The organism is Luteimonas terrae (genome assembly GCF_004358165.1).
Lineage (GTDB): Bacteria > Pseudomonadota > Gammaproteobacteria > Xanthomonadales > Xanthomonadaceae > Luteimonas > Luteimonas terrae.
This window is the reverse complement of record NZ_SMTG01000002.1, coordinates 1-12,197: the sequence shown is the minus strand read 5'-3', so window position 1 is coordinate 12,197 and position 12,197 is coordinate 1. Positions and strand designations below refer to the sequence as shown.

Genomic DNA, 12,197 nt, shown 5'->3' with positions numbered 1-12,197 from the left:
CTTACTTCTTGATGGCCTTGCGCGGACCCTTGCGGGTGCGGGCATTGGTCCGGGTGCGCTGGCCACGCAGCGGGAGGCCGCGACGGTGACGCAGGCCGCGATAGCACGACAGGTCCATCAGACGCTTGATGGCCATGCCGATCTCACGGCGAAGGTCGCCTTCGACGACGTACTTGCCGACTTCCGAGCGCAGGCGCTCGACTTCCGGCTCGGACAGGTCGCGGATCTTGGTGGTCGAATCGACGCCTGCGGCTTCGCAGACCTTCTTCGAACGGGTACGGCCGATGCCGTAGATGCTCTGAAGCCCAACCCAGACATGCTTCTGGGCAGGCAGGTTCACACCTGCAATACGCGCCATGCGCGGATCTCCAACTGGTTTGCTGCCAGGGGGTCAATCCCGGCAAATAGGGAACAAGAAATGATAGCAGGGCCTCGTTGTTTCGGGAAGTCCACGGCGCCGAGGCGCCAGCAGACCCGGCATGGGGAGCGTGCCCATGCTCCGGCGACAGTCCAGGACCGGCAATGCGAAAGGACGGATCCCCTCGCCTGCCCCGCGCGCTACTCTGGCGCCCGGATCTTCCTGGACCACCCGCGCACGAGACCGCCGCGCGAGTCGCCCATCTGAAATCCGGCGCATTCGTCCGGATTTCGTGCACCACCTGCCGGTGGCGCGATGCGACACGGGGAGTGCCCGTGCCGCGGGAAACAGGACCGGACGGCCGTCAGGCCGTCCGGCACATCATCAACGACCGGTCAGGCCGCCGCGCGAACCCTTCAGGTTCGCCTTCTTGAGCAGGCTCTCGTACTGGTGCGACATCAGGTGCGACTGGACCTGCGCGATGAAGTCCATGATCACCACCACCACGATCAGCAGCGAGGTGCCGCCGAAGTGGAAGGAGCTGCCGAACTCGGCACGCATGAACTCCGGCAGCAGACACACCAGCACCAGGTACGCCGCGCCGACTGCCGTAAGGCGGGTCAGCACACCATCGATGTAGTCGGCGGTCGCCTTGCCCGGGCGGATGCCCGGAATCAGCGCGCCCGACTTCTTCAGGTTGTCGGCCGTTTCCTGGCTGTTGAACACCAGCGCGGTGTAGAAGAACGCGAAGCCCGCGATCAGACCCGCGAACAGCAGCACGTACAGCGGCTCGCCGGGCGAGATCGCCTGGGCCACGCGCTGCAGCGTCTGCTGCCAGCCGCCCGAGGCCGTCGCCTCGCCGAACCACGTCGTCACCGTCGCCGGGAACATGATGATCGATGACGCGAAGATCGCCGGAATCACGCCTGCCATGTTGAGCTTGAGCGGCAGGAACGAGCTCTGGTTCATGTACGCGTTGCGACCGCCCTGGCGGCGTGCGTAGTTGACCGTGATGCGGCGTTGGCCGCGCTCGACGAACACCACGAAGAACACCGCCGCCAGCACAACGGCCACCAGCAGGATCGCCGCGATCGGGCTCATGTCGCCGCTGCGCAGCGAGTCGAACGTACCCAGCACGGCGCCCGGCAGACCCGCCACGATGCCGGCGAAGATGATCAGCGACACACCGTTGCCGATGCCGCGCTCGGTCACCTGCTCGCCCAGCCACACCAGGAACATGGTGCCCGCGGTGAGCGCGACGATCGCGGTCAGCACGAAGCCCATGCCCGGCGCGTAGACGACCGGAATGCCGTTGTTGGCACCCGAGCTCTGCAGCGCCACCGCGATGCCCGCCGACTGGAAGATCGCCAGCGGAATCGCGCCGATGCGCGACCACTGGGTGATCCGGCGACGGCCCGACTCGCCTTCCTTCTGGATGGCCTTCAGGCTCGGCACCACCTGCACCAGCAGCTGCATGACGATCGATGCGGAGATGTACGGGATCACGTTCAGCGCGAACAGGCTGAAGCGCGAGAGCGCACCACCGGAGAACATGTTGAACATGTCCACGATGGTGCCTTCCTGCTGCTCCATCAGCTGCAGCATGGCCTCGGGATTGACGCCCGGCACCGGAATGAAGCACCCGATGCGGTAGACGATCAACGCACCGAGCACGAACAGCAGGCGCTGGCGGAGCTCGGTGAACTTACCGAGCCCGGCGCCGACCCCACCCATTGCGCTGCCGCTTCGCGACATCCGGCTTACTCCTCGACCTTGCCGCCAGCGGCTTCGATCGCCTCACGGGCACCGACGGTCGCCAGCACGCCCTTGAGCACGAGCTTCTTGCTGATCTCGCCCTTCTTGACGATCTTCGCGCGCTTGGCGGTGCTGGGCACCAGCTTGGCGGCACGCAGCGCGGCGAAGTCGATGTCGCCATCGAGCCTGTCGAGCTGGTAGAGCATCACCTCGGCGGTGTCGAGCTTGAGCTTGGAGCGGAAACCGACCTTCGGCAGACGCTTGCGCAGCGGCATCTGGCCGCCTTCGAAGCCGGCCTTGATCTTGCCCTTGCCGGCGCGCGCGAACGAACCCTTGTGGCCGCGGCCGGCAGTCTTGCCCAGGCCCGAACCGATACCGCGACCGACGCGGACGCGCTCGGTGCGGGCGCCCGCTGCGGGCTTGAGAGTGTTGAGCTTCATATCGATTACTCCTCGACCCGGACCAGGTAGTGGACCTTGTTGATCAGGCCACGGACCTGCGGGCTGTCCTTCAGTTCGCGCACGTCGTTGAGCTTGTTGAGGCCCAGCGCCTTCACCGACAGGCGGTGCTTGGCCTGCGAGCCGCGCATGCCCTTGACCAGACGCACCTTGACGGTGCCGCCGGCGTTCTCGTTCTTAGCCATTGGTGATGTCCTCGAGCTTCTTGCCGCGCTTGGCAGCGATCTGCGCCGGCGAGTGCATCTCGTCGAGGCCGCGGATCGTGGCGCGCACCAGGTTGATCGGGTTGCGCGAACCCACGGCCTTGGCCAGCACGTCCTTGACGCCGACGGCTTCGAGCACGGCGCGCATCGCGCCACCGGCGATCACGCCGGTACCTTCGGAGGCCGGCTGCATGAAGACGCTGGCGGCGCCGTGGCGCGACTTCACGGTGTGCCACAGGGTGGTGCCGTTGAGGTCGACGCTCTTCTGGTTCTTGCGGGCCTGCTCCATCGACTTCTGGATCGCGACCGGCACTTCGCGCGCCTTGCCGTAACCGAAGCCGACCTTGCCGTTGCCGTCGCCGACGACCGTCAGCGCGGTGAAGGTGAACTGGCGGCCGCCCTTGACGGTCTTGCTGACACGGTTGACCGTGATCAGCTTCTCGATCATGCCGTCGTCGATTTCCTCACGGTCGCGATTGCGATCGCGACCGCGGTTTTCGCGTTCATTTGCCATCGTTGTTGCCTGTAGTGGAAGAAGGATGTACGGCTCGGGCCGCTTGGAGTTGTGACGTGGACCGGTGGAACGCGATCGCGGCACAGAAGGTCGCGGGCGTCCGGCACATCGCGTGCCGGCGCGTCAGGCGACGCCGGGCGCGGGACCCGGCGACGACAGCGTGTGGATCAGAACTGCAGACCACCCTCGCGGGCAGCGTCGGCGAGTGCCTTGATGCGACCGTGGTAGCGGTAGCCCGAGCGGTCGAACGCGACCTTCTCGATGCCCGCGGCCTTGGCCTTCTCGGCGATCGCGCGACCAACCGCGGATGCGGCGTCGGCGTTCTTGCCGTTCTTCAGACCCGACTTGACGTCGGCCTGGGTGGTGTTGGCAGCCGCCAGCACGACCGAACCGTCCGAATTGAACAGCTGGGCGTAGATGTGCTGACCGGTGCGCAGCACCGACAGGCGCGGCACGCCCAGGGTGCGGATGTGCGAGCGCGTGCTCTTGGCGCGGCGCAGGCGGGCGGTGTTCTTGATGCTCATGTCGATGACCTCGTGGAAGCTGAAGGAGAGTCCGGTGCTCCGCGACGGGACCGGCGTTGCCGGCACCCGCGCGGTGCGCACCCGCACGCTTAGGCCTTCTTGGCTTCCTTGCGGATGATGGTTTCGTTGGAGTACTTCACGCCCTTGCCCTTGTAGGGCTCCGGCGGACGGAAACCGCGGATCTTGGCGGCGACCTGGCCGACGAGCTGCTTGTCGGCGCCCTGGACCAGAATTTCGGTCTGGGTCGGCGTGCTCAGGGTGATGCCTTCCGGCGCCTGGAACACGACCGGGTGCGAGAAGCCCAGCGAGAGGTTGAGGTCCTTGCCCTGCAGCGCGGCACGGTAACCGACGCCGACCAGCTCGAGCTTGCGCTCGAAGCCTTCGGACACGCCGTGCACCATGTTCGCGACGATGGCACGCAGGGTGCCGGTCAGCGCGATGTGCTGCGGGTCGTTGGCCGACAGCTGTGCGCTGCCGTCCTCGACCTTGATGTCGATGTAGGACGGCTTGTCCAGCGACAGGGTGCCCTTGGGGCCCTTGACGCTGACCTGGTCGGCCTGGATGTTGAGTTCAACGCCCTTCGGAAGGGCGATCGGCTTCTTGGCGACGCGGGACATGATCCGTTACTCCCTTAGGCCACGAAGCACAGGACTTCACCGCCGACACCCTGCTGGCGTGCCTGCGCGTCGGTCATGATGCCCTTCGACGTGGAAATGATGGAGATGCCCAGGCCGTTGAGGACCTTCGGCAGCGCGTCCTTGCCACGGTACTGGCGCAGGCCCGAGCGCGAGAAGCGCTTCAGGGTCTCGATGACCGGGCGGCCTTCGTAATACTTCAGCACGATCTCGAGCTCGGCCTTGCCGCCGTTCTCGGTCACGCGGACGTCGCCGATGTAGCCCTCGTCCTTGAGGACGTTGGCGATCGCGACCTTGATCTTGGAGGACGGCATTTTCACCGTCTGCTTGCCGACAGCCGCCGCATTGCGAATGCGGACGAACATGTCGGCGATTGGATCAGTCATGCTCATGATGAGTACCTTATGAGTGCACCGATATCCGCTTGCGCGAACACTAGTTTTTGACCCGACCGGGACCGGACGGGGTACAGCGTGAGGGGCGGTATTCTACAGGTCTGACGCGCGAGCGCCAGACCCGAAGAGGACACGCTTACCAGCTGGCCTTGCGCAGGCCGGGCACGTCGCCACGCATGGTGGCTTCGCGCAGCTTGTTGCGGCCCAGGCCGAACTTGCTGTAGACGGCACGCGGGCGGCCCGACAGGGCGCAACGCGTGGTCTGGCGGGCCGGCGACGAATCGCGCGGCAGCTTCTGCAGCTTGGTCACCGCATCGGCCTTTTCTTCGTAACCGGCAGTCGGGCTGCTGATGATCTTCTTCAGCGCCTCACGCTTTTCGGCGTGCTGCTTGGCCAGCTTCGCGCGCTTGGCCTCGCGGTTGATCATGGACGTCTTTGCCATAAATGCTCTGCCTTTCGATCAGTTGCGGAACGGGAAGCGAAAGGCTTCCAGCAGCGCCTTGGCTTCTTCGTTGGTGCGGGCGGTGGTCGTGATGGCGATATCCATACCGCGGATCGCGTCGACGGCGTCGAAGTCGATTTCCGGGAAGATGATCTGTTCCTTCACGCCCATGTTGTAGTTGCCGCGACCGTCGAACGAACGGCCCGACACGCCGCGGAAGTCGCGGACGCGCGGCAGCGCGACGTTGACCAGGCGGTCGAGGAACTCGTACATGCCGTTGCGACGCAGCGTGACCTTGCAGCCGATCGGCCAGCCGTCACGGATCTTGAACGAGGCGACCGACACGCGCGACTTGGTCACCAGCGGCTTCTGGCCGCTGATCTTGGCCATGTCGGCGGTGGCGTTCTCGAGCACCTTCTTGTTCGCGGCAGCCTCGCCCACGCCCATATTGAGCGTGATCTTGGTCAGGCGCGGGACCTGCATGATGTTGGCGTAGCCGAACTGCTTCATCAGCTTCGGCACCACCTCATCCTTGTAGAACTGTTCCAGACGGGTCGTCATTTCTGCATTCCTCAGGCGTCGAGCGCCTCACCGCTCGAGCGGAACACGCGCAGCGTGCGGCCATCCTCGAGCTTCTTGGTTCCGATGCGCTCGCCCTTGCCGGTGGCAGGGTTGAACGGCATCACGTTCGATGCATGGATCGGCGCTTCGCGCTCGACCACGCCACCGGCCTGACCGGCCTGCGGATTGGGCTTGGTGTGGCGCTTGACGATGTTGATGTTCGAGACGACGACCTTCTCGCCGATCACGCGCACCACGTCACCACGCTTGCCCTTGTCCTTGCCGGCGATCACGACCACGTGGTCGCCCTTCTTGATTCGATTGGACATTGTTCTATCTCCGCTCAGAGCACTTCGGGCGCGAGCGACACGATCTTCATGAACTTCTCGGAACGAAGCTCACGGGTCACGGGCCCGAAGATGCGGGTGCCGATCGGCTCCTGCTTGTTGTTGAGCAACACGGCGGCGTTGCCGTCGAAGCGGATCAGCGAACCGTCGGCGCGACGCACACCCTTGCGGGTACGCACCACGACGGCGTCGTAGACCTCGCCCTTCTTGACCTTGCCGCGCGGAATCGCTTCCTTGATCGACACCTTGATGATGTCGCCGATGCCGGCGTAACGGCGCTTCGAGCCGCCCAGCACCTTGATGCACATCACTTCCTTGGCACCGCTGTTGTCCGCCACGTCGAGGTGGCTCTGCATCTGGATCATTTCGAGCTCCTCGTTATTCGGCGGCGCGGGTGACGATTTCCGCCACGCGCCAGTTCTTGGTCTTCGACATCGGTGCGATCTCGACGACCTTCACCAGGTCGCCTTCCTGACACGCGTTGTCGGCGTCGTGGGCATGGAGCTTGGTCGAGCGCTTGATGTACTTGCCGTACAGCGCGTGCTTGACCTGACGCTCGACCAGAACGGTGACCGTCTTGTCCATCTTGTTGCTGACCACGCGGCCCTGGACCGTACGCTGCTTCTTCTCGGTATTCATGGTCGGGTCCTTACTTCTTCTGGCCGATCAGGGTGTTGACGCGCGCGATCTCGCGGCGCACCCGACGGGCTTCATGCGTCTTGGTCAGCTGGCCGGTGGCCTTCTGCATGCGGAGCGAGAAACGCTCCTTGTGCAGGTCGAGGAGGTGCGACTGCAGCTCCTCTGCCGACTTCTCGCGGAGTTCCTTGGTCGTAGCCATCAGCGCACCGTCCGGGTCACGAATTGGGTGGTGACCGACAGCTTCGCGGCGGCCAGGCGGAACGCTTCGCGTGCCACCGTCTCCTCGACGCCCTCGATCTCGAAGATCATGCGGCCGGGCTGGATCTGCGCGACCCAGTACTCGACGCTGCCCTTGCCGGAGCCCATTCGGACTTCGATCGGCTTCTTGGTGATCGGCTTGTCCGGGAACACGCGGATCCACATCTTGCCGCCGCGCTTGACGTGACGGCTGATGGTGCGACGACCGGCTTCGATCTGACGTGCGGTCAGCTGGCCGGTCGCGGTGGCCTTGAGGCCGAACTCGCCGAAGCTGACTGCGTTTCCGCTCCACGACAGGCCGTCGTTACGGCCCTTGTGCATCTTGCGGTATTTGGTTCGCTTGGGTTGCAGCATGATTAGTCCCTCGCCTCGCGCTCGCGACGCGGGCCACGGCGTTCGCGGTCACCGCGATCACCACGCTCGCGCGGCGTGTCGTCCTGCTTCTCCTGACCCACCTGGCTGAAATCGAAGATTTCGCCCTTGTAGATCCAGGTCTTGATGCCGATGATCCCGTAGGTCGTCGACGCCTCGGCAAAGCCGTAGTCGATGTCGGCGCGGAGGGTGTGCAGCGGCACGCGGCCTTCGCGGTACCACTCCGAACGCGCGATCTCGGCGCCGTTGAGGCGACCGGCGACGTTGACCTTGATGCCCAGCGCGCCCAGACGCATCGCGTTGCCGACGGCGCGCTTCATCGCGCGGCGGAACATGATGCGGCGCTCGAGCTGCTGCGCGATCGACTCGGCGACCAGCTGCGCGTCGAGTTCCGGCTTGCGGACTTCGGTGACGTTGATGTGCGCCGGAACGCCCATCATGTCGCTGACGTCCTTGCGCAGCTTCTCGATGTCCTCACCGCGCTTGCCGATCACCACGCCCGGACGGGCGGTGTGGATCGTCACGCGCGCCGTCTTGGCCGGACGCTCGATCAGGATCTTGCTGATGCCCGCCTGGGCGAGACGCTTGCGCAGCATCTCGCGGACCTTCAGGTCGGCGGCGAGGTATTCGGCGTATTCCTTCTTGCCGGCATACCACTTGGAGTTCCAGTCCTTGGCGATGCCGAGGCGGATGCCGATGGGATGAACTTTGTGACCCATATTACTTGCCCTCTCCCACGACGACGGTGATGTGGCTGGTGCGCTTGAGGATGCGGGTACCGCGTCCCTTCGCGCGCGCCATGAAGCGCTTCAGCGTCGGACCTTCGTCGACCGTGATGGTGGCGATCTTCAGCTCGTCGACGTCGGCGCCAGCGTTGTTCTCGGCGTTGGCGATGGCCGACTCGACGACCTTCTTGATCATGTGAGCGGCTTTCTTGTCCGAGAACTTCAGCAGGCCGACGGCGCGCTCGACCGGCAGACCACGGACCTGGTCGGCGACCAGACGTGCCTTCTGCGGCGAGATGCGCGCGGTGCGAAGGATCGCGGTGCGCTTGTTGACCTCGGTGCGAGCGCGCTTCTGCTCTTCGAGGCGGGCTTTCGTTGCCTTGTCCATTGTGCGCTCCTTACCTGCCCGACTTCTTGTCGCCGCCGTGACCCTTGAAGGTCCGGGTCAGCGCGAATTCGCCGAGCTTGTGGCCCACCATGTTCTCGTTGACCAGCACCGGGACGTGGTTCTTGCCGTTGTGGATGGCGATGGTGAAACCGATCATGTCCGGCAGGACCATCGAGCGACGCGACCAGGTCTTGATCGGCTTCTTGGTGTTGGTGCCCGCGGCTTCCACCTTCTTGACGAGGTGGTGGTCGACGAACGGACCCTTCTTGAGTGAACGTGCCATGGTCTATCAGCTCCTGCGATCGCGCACGATGAACTGCTGCGTCCGCTTGTTGTGGCGGGTCTTGTAGCCCTTGGTCGGGACGCCCCACGGGGTAACCGGGTGCGGGTTGCCCTGACCGGCCTTGGCCTCACCACCGCCGTGCGGATGGTCGACCGGATTCATGGCCGCACCGCGGACGGTCGGCTTGACGCCGCGCCAGCGCTTGGCACCGGCCTTGCCCAGCTTCTCGAGGCTGTGCTCGTCGTTGCTGACCTCGCCGATGGTGGCGCGGCACTCGGACGGCACGCGACGGACTTCGCCCGAACGCAGACGCACGGTGGCGTAGACGCCTTCGCGCGAGACCAGCTGCACGCCGGCACCGGCGGCACGCGCGATCTGCGCACCCTTGCCCGGCTTCATCTCGATGCAGTGAATGGTCGAACCGACCGGGATGTTGCGCAGCGGCAGGGTGTTGCCGGTCTTGATCGGCGCGTCCGAACCGGAGATCACCTGGTCGCCGGCCTTCAGACCCTTCGGCGCGATGATGTAACGGCGCTCGCCGTCGACATAGCACAGCAGCGCGATGTGAGCGGTACGGTTCGGGTCATACTCGATGCGCTCCACGCGCGCCGGAATGCCTTCCTTGTCCCGCTTGAAATCGACGATGCGGTAGTGCTGCTTGTGACCACCACCGATGTGACGGGTGGTGATGCGGCCGTGGTGGTTGCGACCACCGGTGTTGGTCTTCTTCTCGACCAGCGCGGCGTGCGGCGCACCCTTGTGCAGATCGGGATGCACGACGCGGACCGCGGAACGGCGGCCGGCAGACGTGGGCTTGAACTTCATCAATGGCATCGGGGCTTCCTCAGACCTTCGCGTTCATGACGTCGATCGACTGGCCATCGGCCAGCTTCACGTAGGCCTTGCGCCAGTCGCCGCGGCTGCCCTGGCGCTGACGGAAGGACTTGTTCTTGCCCTTCACGTTGACCACGTTGACCGCTTCGACCTTGACGTCGAACAGCTTCTCGACCGCGGCCTTGATGTCGGCCTTGGTGGCGACCGTCGACACTTCGAACGCGTACTGGTTGGACACTTCCTGCAGGCGCGCGGTCTTTTCGGACACGCGCGGCGCACGGATCACTTCATAGAGCTTGGCGTCGTTCATGCCAGCCACTCCTCGATCTTCTTCACCGCATCGGTGGTGATCAGCACGGAATCGGCGCCGACCAGCGCGACCGGATCCAGGCCCTGCACGTCGCGGATCTCGACGTACGGCAGGTTGCGTGCCGACAGGTACAGGTGCTCCGAAGCGTCTTCGGTCACGATCAGCGGGCGCTTGCCCAGATCGAATTCCTTGAGCTTGGCGACCATGCCGCTGGTCTTCGTCTCGGTCAGGTCGAAGGCTTCGACGATCGTCAGACGACCCTGGCGGTTGAGCTCGGACAGGATCGCCGACATCGCCGCGCGGTACATCTTGCGGTTGACCTTCTGCGCGAAGCTGCGCGGCTTGGCCGCGAACGTCACGCCGCCACCGACGAAGATCGGAGCGGTCAGGGCGCCGTGACGTGCGCCACCACCCTTCTGCTTCTTCGACTTCTTGGTGGTGCCGTTGACTTCCGAACGGGTCTTCTGCGCCTTGGTACCGGCGCGACCGGCGTTACGGTAGGCCACGACGACCTGGTGGACCAGGTCTTCGCTGAAATCACGGCCGAAGACCTCGTCGGAGACCGACAGCTTCGTGCTGCTGTTGTTGATTGCGAGTTCCATCGTGCTACTCCTTATGCCTTGCTCGACGGACGCACGATCACGTCGCCACCCGGCGCGCCGGGGACGGCGCCCTTGACGGCGATCAGGCCGCGCTCGGCGTCGACCTGGACGATCTGCAGGCGCTGCGTGGTCTGCTGGTCGGCACCCATGTGGCCGGACATCTTCTTGCCCGGAAACACGCGGCCCGGCGTCTGGCGCTGACCGAGCGAACCCGGCTGGCGGTGCGACAGCGAGTTACCGTGCGTCGCGTCGCCCATCTTGAAGTTCCAGCGCTTGATCGTGCCCTGGAAGCCCTTGCCCTTCGTGACGCCCTGGACGTCGACGATCTGGCCCACTTCGAAGATGTCGGCCTTGATCTCGCCACCGACGCTGAAGTCGGCGATCTTGTCGTCGGCCACGCGGAGCTCCCACAGGCCACGGCCGGCTTCGACCTTCGCCTTGGCGAGGTGACCGGTTTCGGGCTTGTTGAGCAGCGATGCACGCTTGACGCCAGCGGTGATCTGCACGGCGCTGTAACCGTCGGTTTCGACGGTCTTGATCTGGGTGATGCGGTTCGGGGTCGCCTCGATCAGCGTCACCGGCACGGACTTGCCGTCTTCGGTGAACACGCGGCTCATGCCGGCCTTGCGGCCGACGATGCCCAACGAATGAATCTTCGCGGTCATGGTGCGGTCCTCAGGTCAGCTTGATCTGGACGTCGACGCCGGCTGCGAGCTCGAGCTTCATCAGCGCATCAACGGTCTTGTCGTTCGGGTCGACGATGTCCAGCACGCGCTTGTGCGTGCGGGTCTCGTACTGGTCACGCGCATCCTTGTCGACGTGCGGCGACGTCAGGATGGTGTAACGCTCGATCTTGGTCGGCAGCGGGATCGGGCCGCGCACCTGTGCACCGGTACGCTTGGCGGTCTCGACGATCTCGCTGGCCGAGCGATCGATCAGGCGGTGATCGAATGCCTTGAGGCGGATCCGGATCTTTTGGTCCGTCATGACGGAAATATCCTTGGTTGAAAGAGCGACGGGCCTGCGGCTGGGTGCGCAGAACCCCATTGATTCGTGGCTGTCCGAGGCATTCACCCGCGCCCCGGGGCCGTTCCCTGCAAACACGAAAGGCAGACCGGTTTCCCGATCCGCCCAGACATCAGAAATACAGACGCGGTGATCCGCTCCATCCCTTCGTGCTCCGGACAATTCCGGAACGGGTGGAGCACAGCCTCGCGACATTTCCGTGTCTGGCGAAGACGAGGGCGTCCTGCACCTCATTTCGCGATCCCGCAGGCACGTCAAAAACGACAATTCCGCAGGGGTCTTGCATTCTAGCGGGTAGCGAAGGGCCGGCGCAAGTCCCTGCCCTGCGAAAAGCGGAACGGACCGGGAGGCCGGTCCGTTCGCTTGGGCATCATCCCGGCGTGCCGGGGGTGATGCTCTTGATCGTCGTTCCCGTGTAGGCGGGAATCCAGGGGCATTCGGGCTTTACGGGCAAAGCCTCAGACACTGGGTCTCGCTTTCGCAGGGATGACGTAACGGCAGCCGAGCGCGCCTTGGCGCGCTCGGGACATCACGTCACTTGATGATCTTGGCCACCACGCCGGCGCCG

At 64.8% G+C, this 12,197-nt stretch carries 23 protein-coding genes; all 23 read right to left on the bottom strand.

Features of this window, described 5'->3' with window-relative positions; translation table 11 throughout:
* Position 1: 1 nt before the first annotated feature.
* Positions 2 to 358, bottom strand: a complete 357-nt coding sequence (gene rpsM, locus E2F49_RS00120) for a 30S ribosomal protein S13 (protein WP_055246867.1) — start codon at positions 356 to 358, stop codon at positions 2 to 4.
* Positions 359 to 742: 384 nt separating this feature from the next.
* A complete protein-coding gene (secY, locus tag E2F49_RS00115) occupies positions 743 to 2,113 on the bottom strand; it encodes a preprotein translocase subunit SecY (RefSeq protein WP_055246866.1) in 1,371 nt (456 codons plus the stop codon).
* Positions 2,114 to 2,118: 5 nt separating this feature from the next.
* A complete protein-coding gene (rplO, locus tag E2F49_RS00110) occupies positions 2,119 to 2,553 on the bottom strand; it encodes a 50S ribosomal protein L15 (RefSeq protein WP_133392119.1) in 435 nt (144 codons plus the stop codon).
* 5 nt (positions 2,554 to 2,558) lie between these two features.
* Positions 2,559 to 2,756 carry a 50S ribosomal protein L30 gene (rpmD, locus tag E2F49_RS00105; RefSeq protein WP_055246863.1) on the bottom strand — a complete coding sequence of 66 codons (198 nt, stop codon included), beginning with the start codon at positions 2,754 to 2,756 and terminating at the stop codon, positions 2,559 to 2,561.
* Complete coding sequence (gene rpsE / locus E2F49_RS00100; RefSeq protein ID WP_055246861.1) at positions 2,749 to 3,288, bottom strand: 30S ribosomal protein S5; 540 nt, start codon at positions 3,286 to 3,288, stop codon at positions 2,749 to 2,751. Before rpsE ends, rpmD begins: the two co-directional genes overlap by 8 nt.
* Before the next feature lie 167 nt (positions 3,289 to 3,455).
* Positions 3,456 to 3,812 carry a 50S ribosomal protein L18 gene (gene rplR / locus E2F49_RS00095; protein ID WP_055249737.1) on the bottom strand — a complete coding sequence of 119 codons (357 nt, stop codon included), beginning with the start codon at positions 3,810 to 3,812 and terminating at the stop codon, positions 3,456 to 3,458.
* 89 nt (positions 3,813 to 3,901) lie between these two features.
* The gene (rplF, locus tag E2F49_RS00090) at positions 3,902 to 4,429 is read right to left on the bottom strand and encodes a 50S ribosomal protein L6 (RefSeq protein ID WP_055246860.1); all 528 of its coding nucleotides are present in this window, start codon (positions 4,427 to 4,429) and stop codon (positions 3,902 to 3,904) included.
* 14 nt (positions 4,430 to 4,443) lie between these two features.
* Positions 4,444 to 4,839 carry a 30S ribosomal protein S8 gene (gene rpsH / locus E2F49_RS00085; RefSeq protein ID WP_055246858.1) on the bottom strand — a complete coding sequence of 132 codons (396 nt, stop codon included), beginning with the start codon at positions 4,837 to 4,839 and terminating at the stop codon, positions 4,444 to 4,446.
* A gap of 139 nt (positions 4,840 to 4,978) precedes the next feature.
* Positions 4,979 to 5,284: a 30S ribosomal protein S14 gene (gene rpsN, locus E2F49_RS00080; protein ID WP_055246856.1), complete on the bottom strand. Its 306-nt coding sequence runs from the start codon at positions 5,282 to 5,284 to the stop codon at positions 4,979 to 4,981.
* 18 nt (positions 5,285 to 5,302) lie between these two features.
* On the bottom strand, positions 5,303 to 5,845 hold the full coding sequence (gene rplE / locus E2F49_RS00075) for a 50S ribosomal protein L5 (protein ID WP_055246854.1): 543 nt from the start codon (positions 5,843 to 5,845) through the stop codon (positions 5,303 to 5,305).
* Positions 5,846 to 5,856: 11 nt separating this feature from the next.
* Positions 5,857 to 6,174, bottom strand: a complete 318-nt coding sequence (gene rplX / locus E2F49_RS00070) for a 50S ribosomal protein L24 (RefSeq protein ID WP_055246852.1) — start codon at positions 6,172 to 6,174, stop codon at positions 5,857 to 5,859.
* A gap of 14 nt (positions 6,175 to 6,188) precedes the next feature.
* Positions 6,189 to 6,557 (bottom strand): 50S ribosomal protein L14, encoded by a 369-nt coding sequence (gene rplN, locus E2F49_RS00065; RefSeq protein ID WP_055246849.1) that lies wholly within the window; start codon positions 6,555 to 6,557, stop codon positions 6,189 to 6,191.
* A gap of 13 nt (positions 6,558 to 6,570) precedes the next feature.
* A complete protein-coding gene (rpsQ, locus tag E2F49_RS00060) occupies positions 6,571 to 6,831 on the bottom strand; it encodes a 30S ribosomal protein S17 (protein ID WP_055246847.1) in 261 nt (86 codons plus the stop codon).
* 10 nt (positions 6,832 to 6,841) lie between these two features.
* Positions 6,842 to 7,030 (bottom strand): 50S ribosomal protein L29, encoded by a 189-nt coding sequence (gene rpmC / locus E2F49_RS00055; protein WP_055246845.1) that lies wholly within the window; start codon positions 7,028 to 7,030, stop codon positions 6,842 to 6,844.
* On the bottom strand, positions 7,030 to 7,443 hold the full coding sequence (gene rplP, locus E2F49_RS00050; protein ID WP_055246842.1) for a 50S ribosomal protein L16: 414 nt from the start codon (positions 7,441 to 7,443) through the stop codon (positions 7,030 to 7,032). The genes rpmC and rplP overlap by 1 nt, the downstream gene beginning before the upstream one ends.
* A 2-nt stretch (positions 7,444 to 7,445) precedes the next feature.
* A complete protein-coding gene (gene rpsC, locus E2F49_RS00045; protein ID WP_055246840.1) occupies positions 7,446 to 8,180 on the bottom strand; it encodes a 30S ribosomal protein S3 in 735 nt (244 codons plus the stop codon).
* Position 8,181: 1 nt separating this feature from the next.
* Positions 8,182 to 8,574 (bottom strand): 50S ribosomal protein L22, encoded by a 393-nt coding sequence (gene rplV / locus E2F49_RS00040; protein WP_055246839.1) that lies wholly within the window; start codon positions 8,572 to 8,574, stop codon positions 8,182 to 8,184.
* A 10-nt stretch (positions 8,575 to 8,584) separates the two neighbouring features.
* Positions 8,585 to 8,857, bottom strand: a complete 273-nt coding sequence (gene rpsS, locus E2F49_RS00035) for a 30S ribosomal protein S19 (protein WP_055246837.1) — start codon at positions 8,855 to 8,857, stop codon at positions 8,585 to 8,587.
* A 6-nt stretch (positions 8,858 to 8,863) separates the two neighbouring features.
* Positions 8,864 to 9,691 (bottom strand): 50S ribosomal protein L2, encoded by an 828-nt coding sequence (gene rplB, locus E2F49_RS00030; RefSeq protein WP_055246835.1) that lies wholly within the window; start codon positions 9,689 to 9,691, stop codon positions 8,864 to 8,866.
* A gap of 10 nt (positions 9,692 to 9,701) precedes the next feature.
* Entirely contained in the window at positions 9,702 to 10,001 is a 300-nt protein-coding gene (gene rplW, locus E2F49_RS00025; protein WP_047137642.1) for a 50S ribosomal protein L23, read from the bottom strand.
* Positions 9,998 to 10,603 (bottom strand): 50S ribosomal protein L4, encoded by a 606-nt coding sequence (rplD, locus tag E2F49_RS00020; RefSeq protein ID WP_096008893.1) that lies wholly within the window; start codon positions 10,601 to 10,603, stop codon positions 9,998 to 10,000. Before rplD ends, rplW begins: the two co-directional genes overlap by 4 nt.
* 11 nt (positions 10,604 to 10,614) lie before the next feature.
* The gene (gene rplC, locus E2F49_RS00015) at positions 10,615 to 11,268 is read right to left on the bottom strand and encodes a 50S ribosomal protein L3 (RefSeq protein ID WP_055246831.1); all 654 of its coding nucleotides are present in this window, start codon (positions 11,266 to 11,268) and stop codon (positions 10,615 to 10,617) included.
* 10 nt (positions 11,269 to 11,278) lie between these two features.
* Positions 11,279 to 11,590, bottom strand: a complete 312-nt coding sequence (gene rpsJ / locus E2F49_RS00010; RefSeq protein WP_047137645.1) for a 30S ribosomal protein S10 — start codon at positions 11,588 to 11,590, stop codon at positions 11,279 to 11,281.
* Between the last annotated feature and the right edge of the window lie 607 nt (positions 11,591 to 12,197).

Bases quoted from the DNA above. Each gene is read 5' to 3' on its own strand.
- rpsM (WP_055246867.1), bottom strand. From the start codon at position 358: ATGGCGCGTATTGCAGGTGTGAACCTGCCTGCCCAGAAGCATGTCTGG.
- rpsN (WP_055246856.1), bottom strand. From the start codon at position 5,284: ATGGCAAAGACGTCCATGATCAACCGCGAGGCCAAGCGCGCGAAGCTG.
- rplE (WP_055246854.1), bottom strand. From the start codon at position 5,845: ATGACGACCCGTCTGGAACAGTTCTACAAGGATGAGGTGGTGCCGAAG.
- rplO (WP_133392119.1), bottom strand. From the start codon at position 2,553: ATGAAGCTCAACACTCTCAAGCCCGCAGCGGGCGCCCGCACCGAGCGC.
- rpsQ (WP_055246847.1), bottom strand. From the start codon at position 6,831: ATGAATACCGAGAAGAAGCAGCGTACGGTCCAGGGCCGCGTGGTCAGC.
- rpsC (WP_055246840.1), bottom strand. From the start codon at position 8,180: ATGGGTCACAAAGTTCATCCCATCGGCATCCGCCTCGGCATCGCCAAG.
- rplW (WP_047137642.1), bottom strand. From the start codon at position 10,001: ATGAACGACGCCAAGCTCTATGAAGTGATCCGTGCGCCGCGCGTGTCC.
- rplB (WP_055246835.1), bottom strand. From the start codon at position 9,691: ATGCCATTGATGAAGTTCAAGCCCACGTCTGCCGGCCGCCGTTCCGCG.
- rplC (WP_055246831.1), bottom strand. From the start codon at position 11,268: ATGACCGCGAAGATTCATTCGTTGGGCATCGTCGGCCGCAAGGCCGGC.
- rplD (WP_096008893.1), bottom strand. From the start codon at position 10,603: ATGGAACTCGCAATCAACAACAGCAGCACGAAGCTGTCGGTCTCCGAC.
- rplF (WP_055246860.1), bottom strand. From the start codon at position 4,429: ATGTCCCGCGTCGCCAAGAAGCCGATCGCCCTTCCGAAGGGCGTTGAA.
- rpsH (WP_055246858.1), bottom strand. From the start codon at position 4,839: ATGAGCATGACTGATCCAATCGCCGACATGTTCGTCCGCATTCGCAAT.
- rplV (WP_055246839.1), bottom strand. From the start codon at position 8,574: ATGGACAAGGCAACGAAAGCCCGCCTCGAAGAGCAGAAGCGCGCTCGC.
- rpsJ (WP_047137645.1), bottom strand. From the start codon at position 11,590: ATGACGGACCAAAAGATCCGGATCCGCCTCAAGGCATTCGATCACCGC.
- rplN (WP_055246849.1), bottom strand. From the start codon at position 6,557: ATGATCCAGATGCAGAGCCACCTCGACGTGGCGGACAACAGCGGTGCC.
- rplX (WP_055246852.1), bottom strand. From the start codon at position 6,174: ATGTCCAATCGAATCAAGAAGGGCGACCACGTGGTCGTGATCGCCGGC.
- rplR (WP_055249737.1), bottom strand. From the start codon at position 3,812: ATGAGCATCAAGAACACCGCCCGCCTGCGCCGCGCCAAGAGCACGCGC.
- rpsS (WP_055246837.1), bottom strand. From the start codon at position 8,857: ATGGCACGTTCACTCAAGAAGGGTCCGTTCGTCGACCACCACCTCGTC.
- rpmC (WP_055246845.1), bottom strand. From the start codon at position 7,030: ATGGCTACGACCAAGGAACTCCGCGAGAAGTCGGCAGAGGAGCTGCAG.
- rpsE (WP_055246861.1), bottom strand. From the start codon at position 3,288: ATGGCAAATGAACGCGAAAACCGCGGTCGCGATCGCAATCGCGACCGT.
- rpmD (WP_055246863.1), bottom strand. From the start codon at position 2,756: ATGGCTAAGAACGAGAACGCCGGCGGCACCGTCAAGGTGCGTCTGGTC.
- secY (WP_055246866.1), bottom strand. From the start codon at position 2,113: ATGTCGCGAAGCGGCAGCGCAATGGGTGGGGTCGGCGCCGGGCTCGGT.
- rplP (WP_055246842.1), bottom strand. From the start codon at position 7,443: ATGCTGCAACCCAAGCGAACCAAATACCGCAAGATGCACAAGGGCCGT.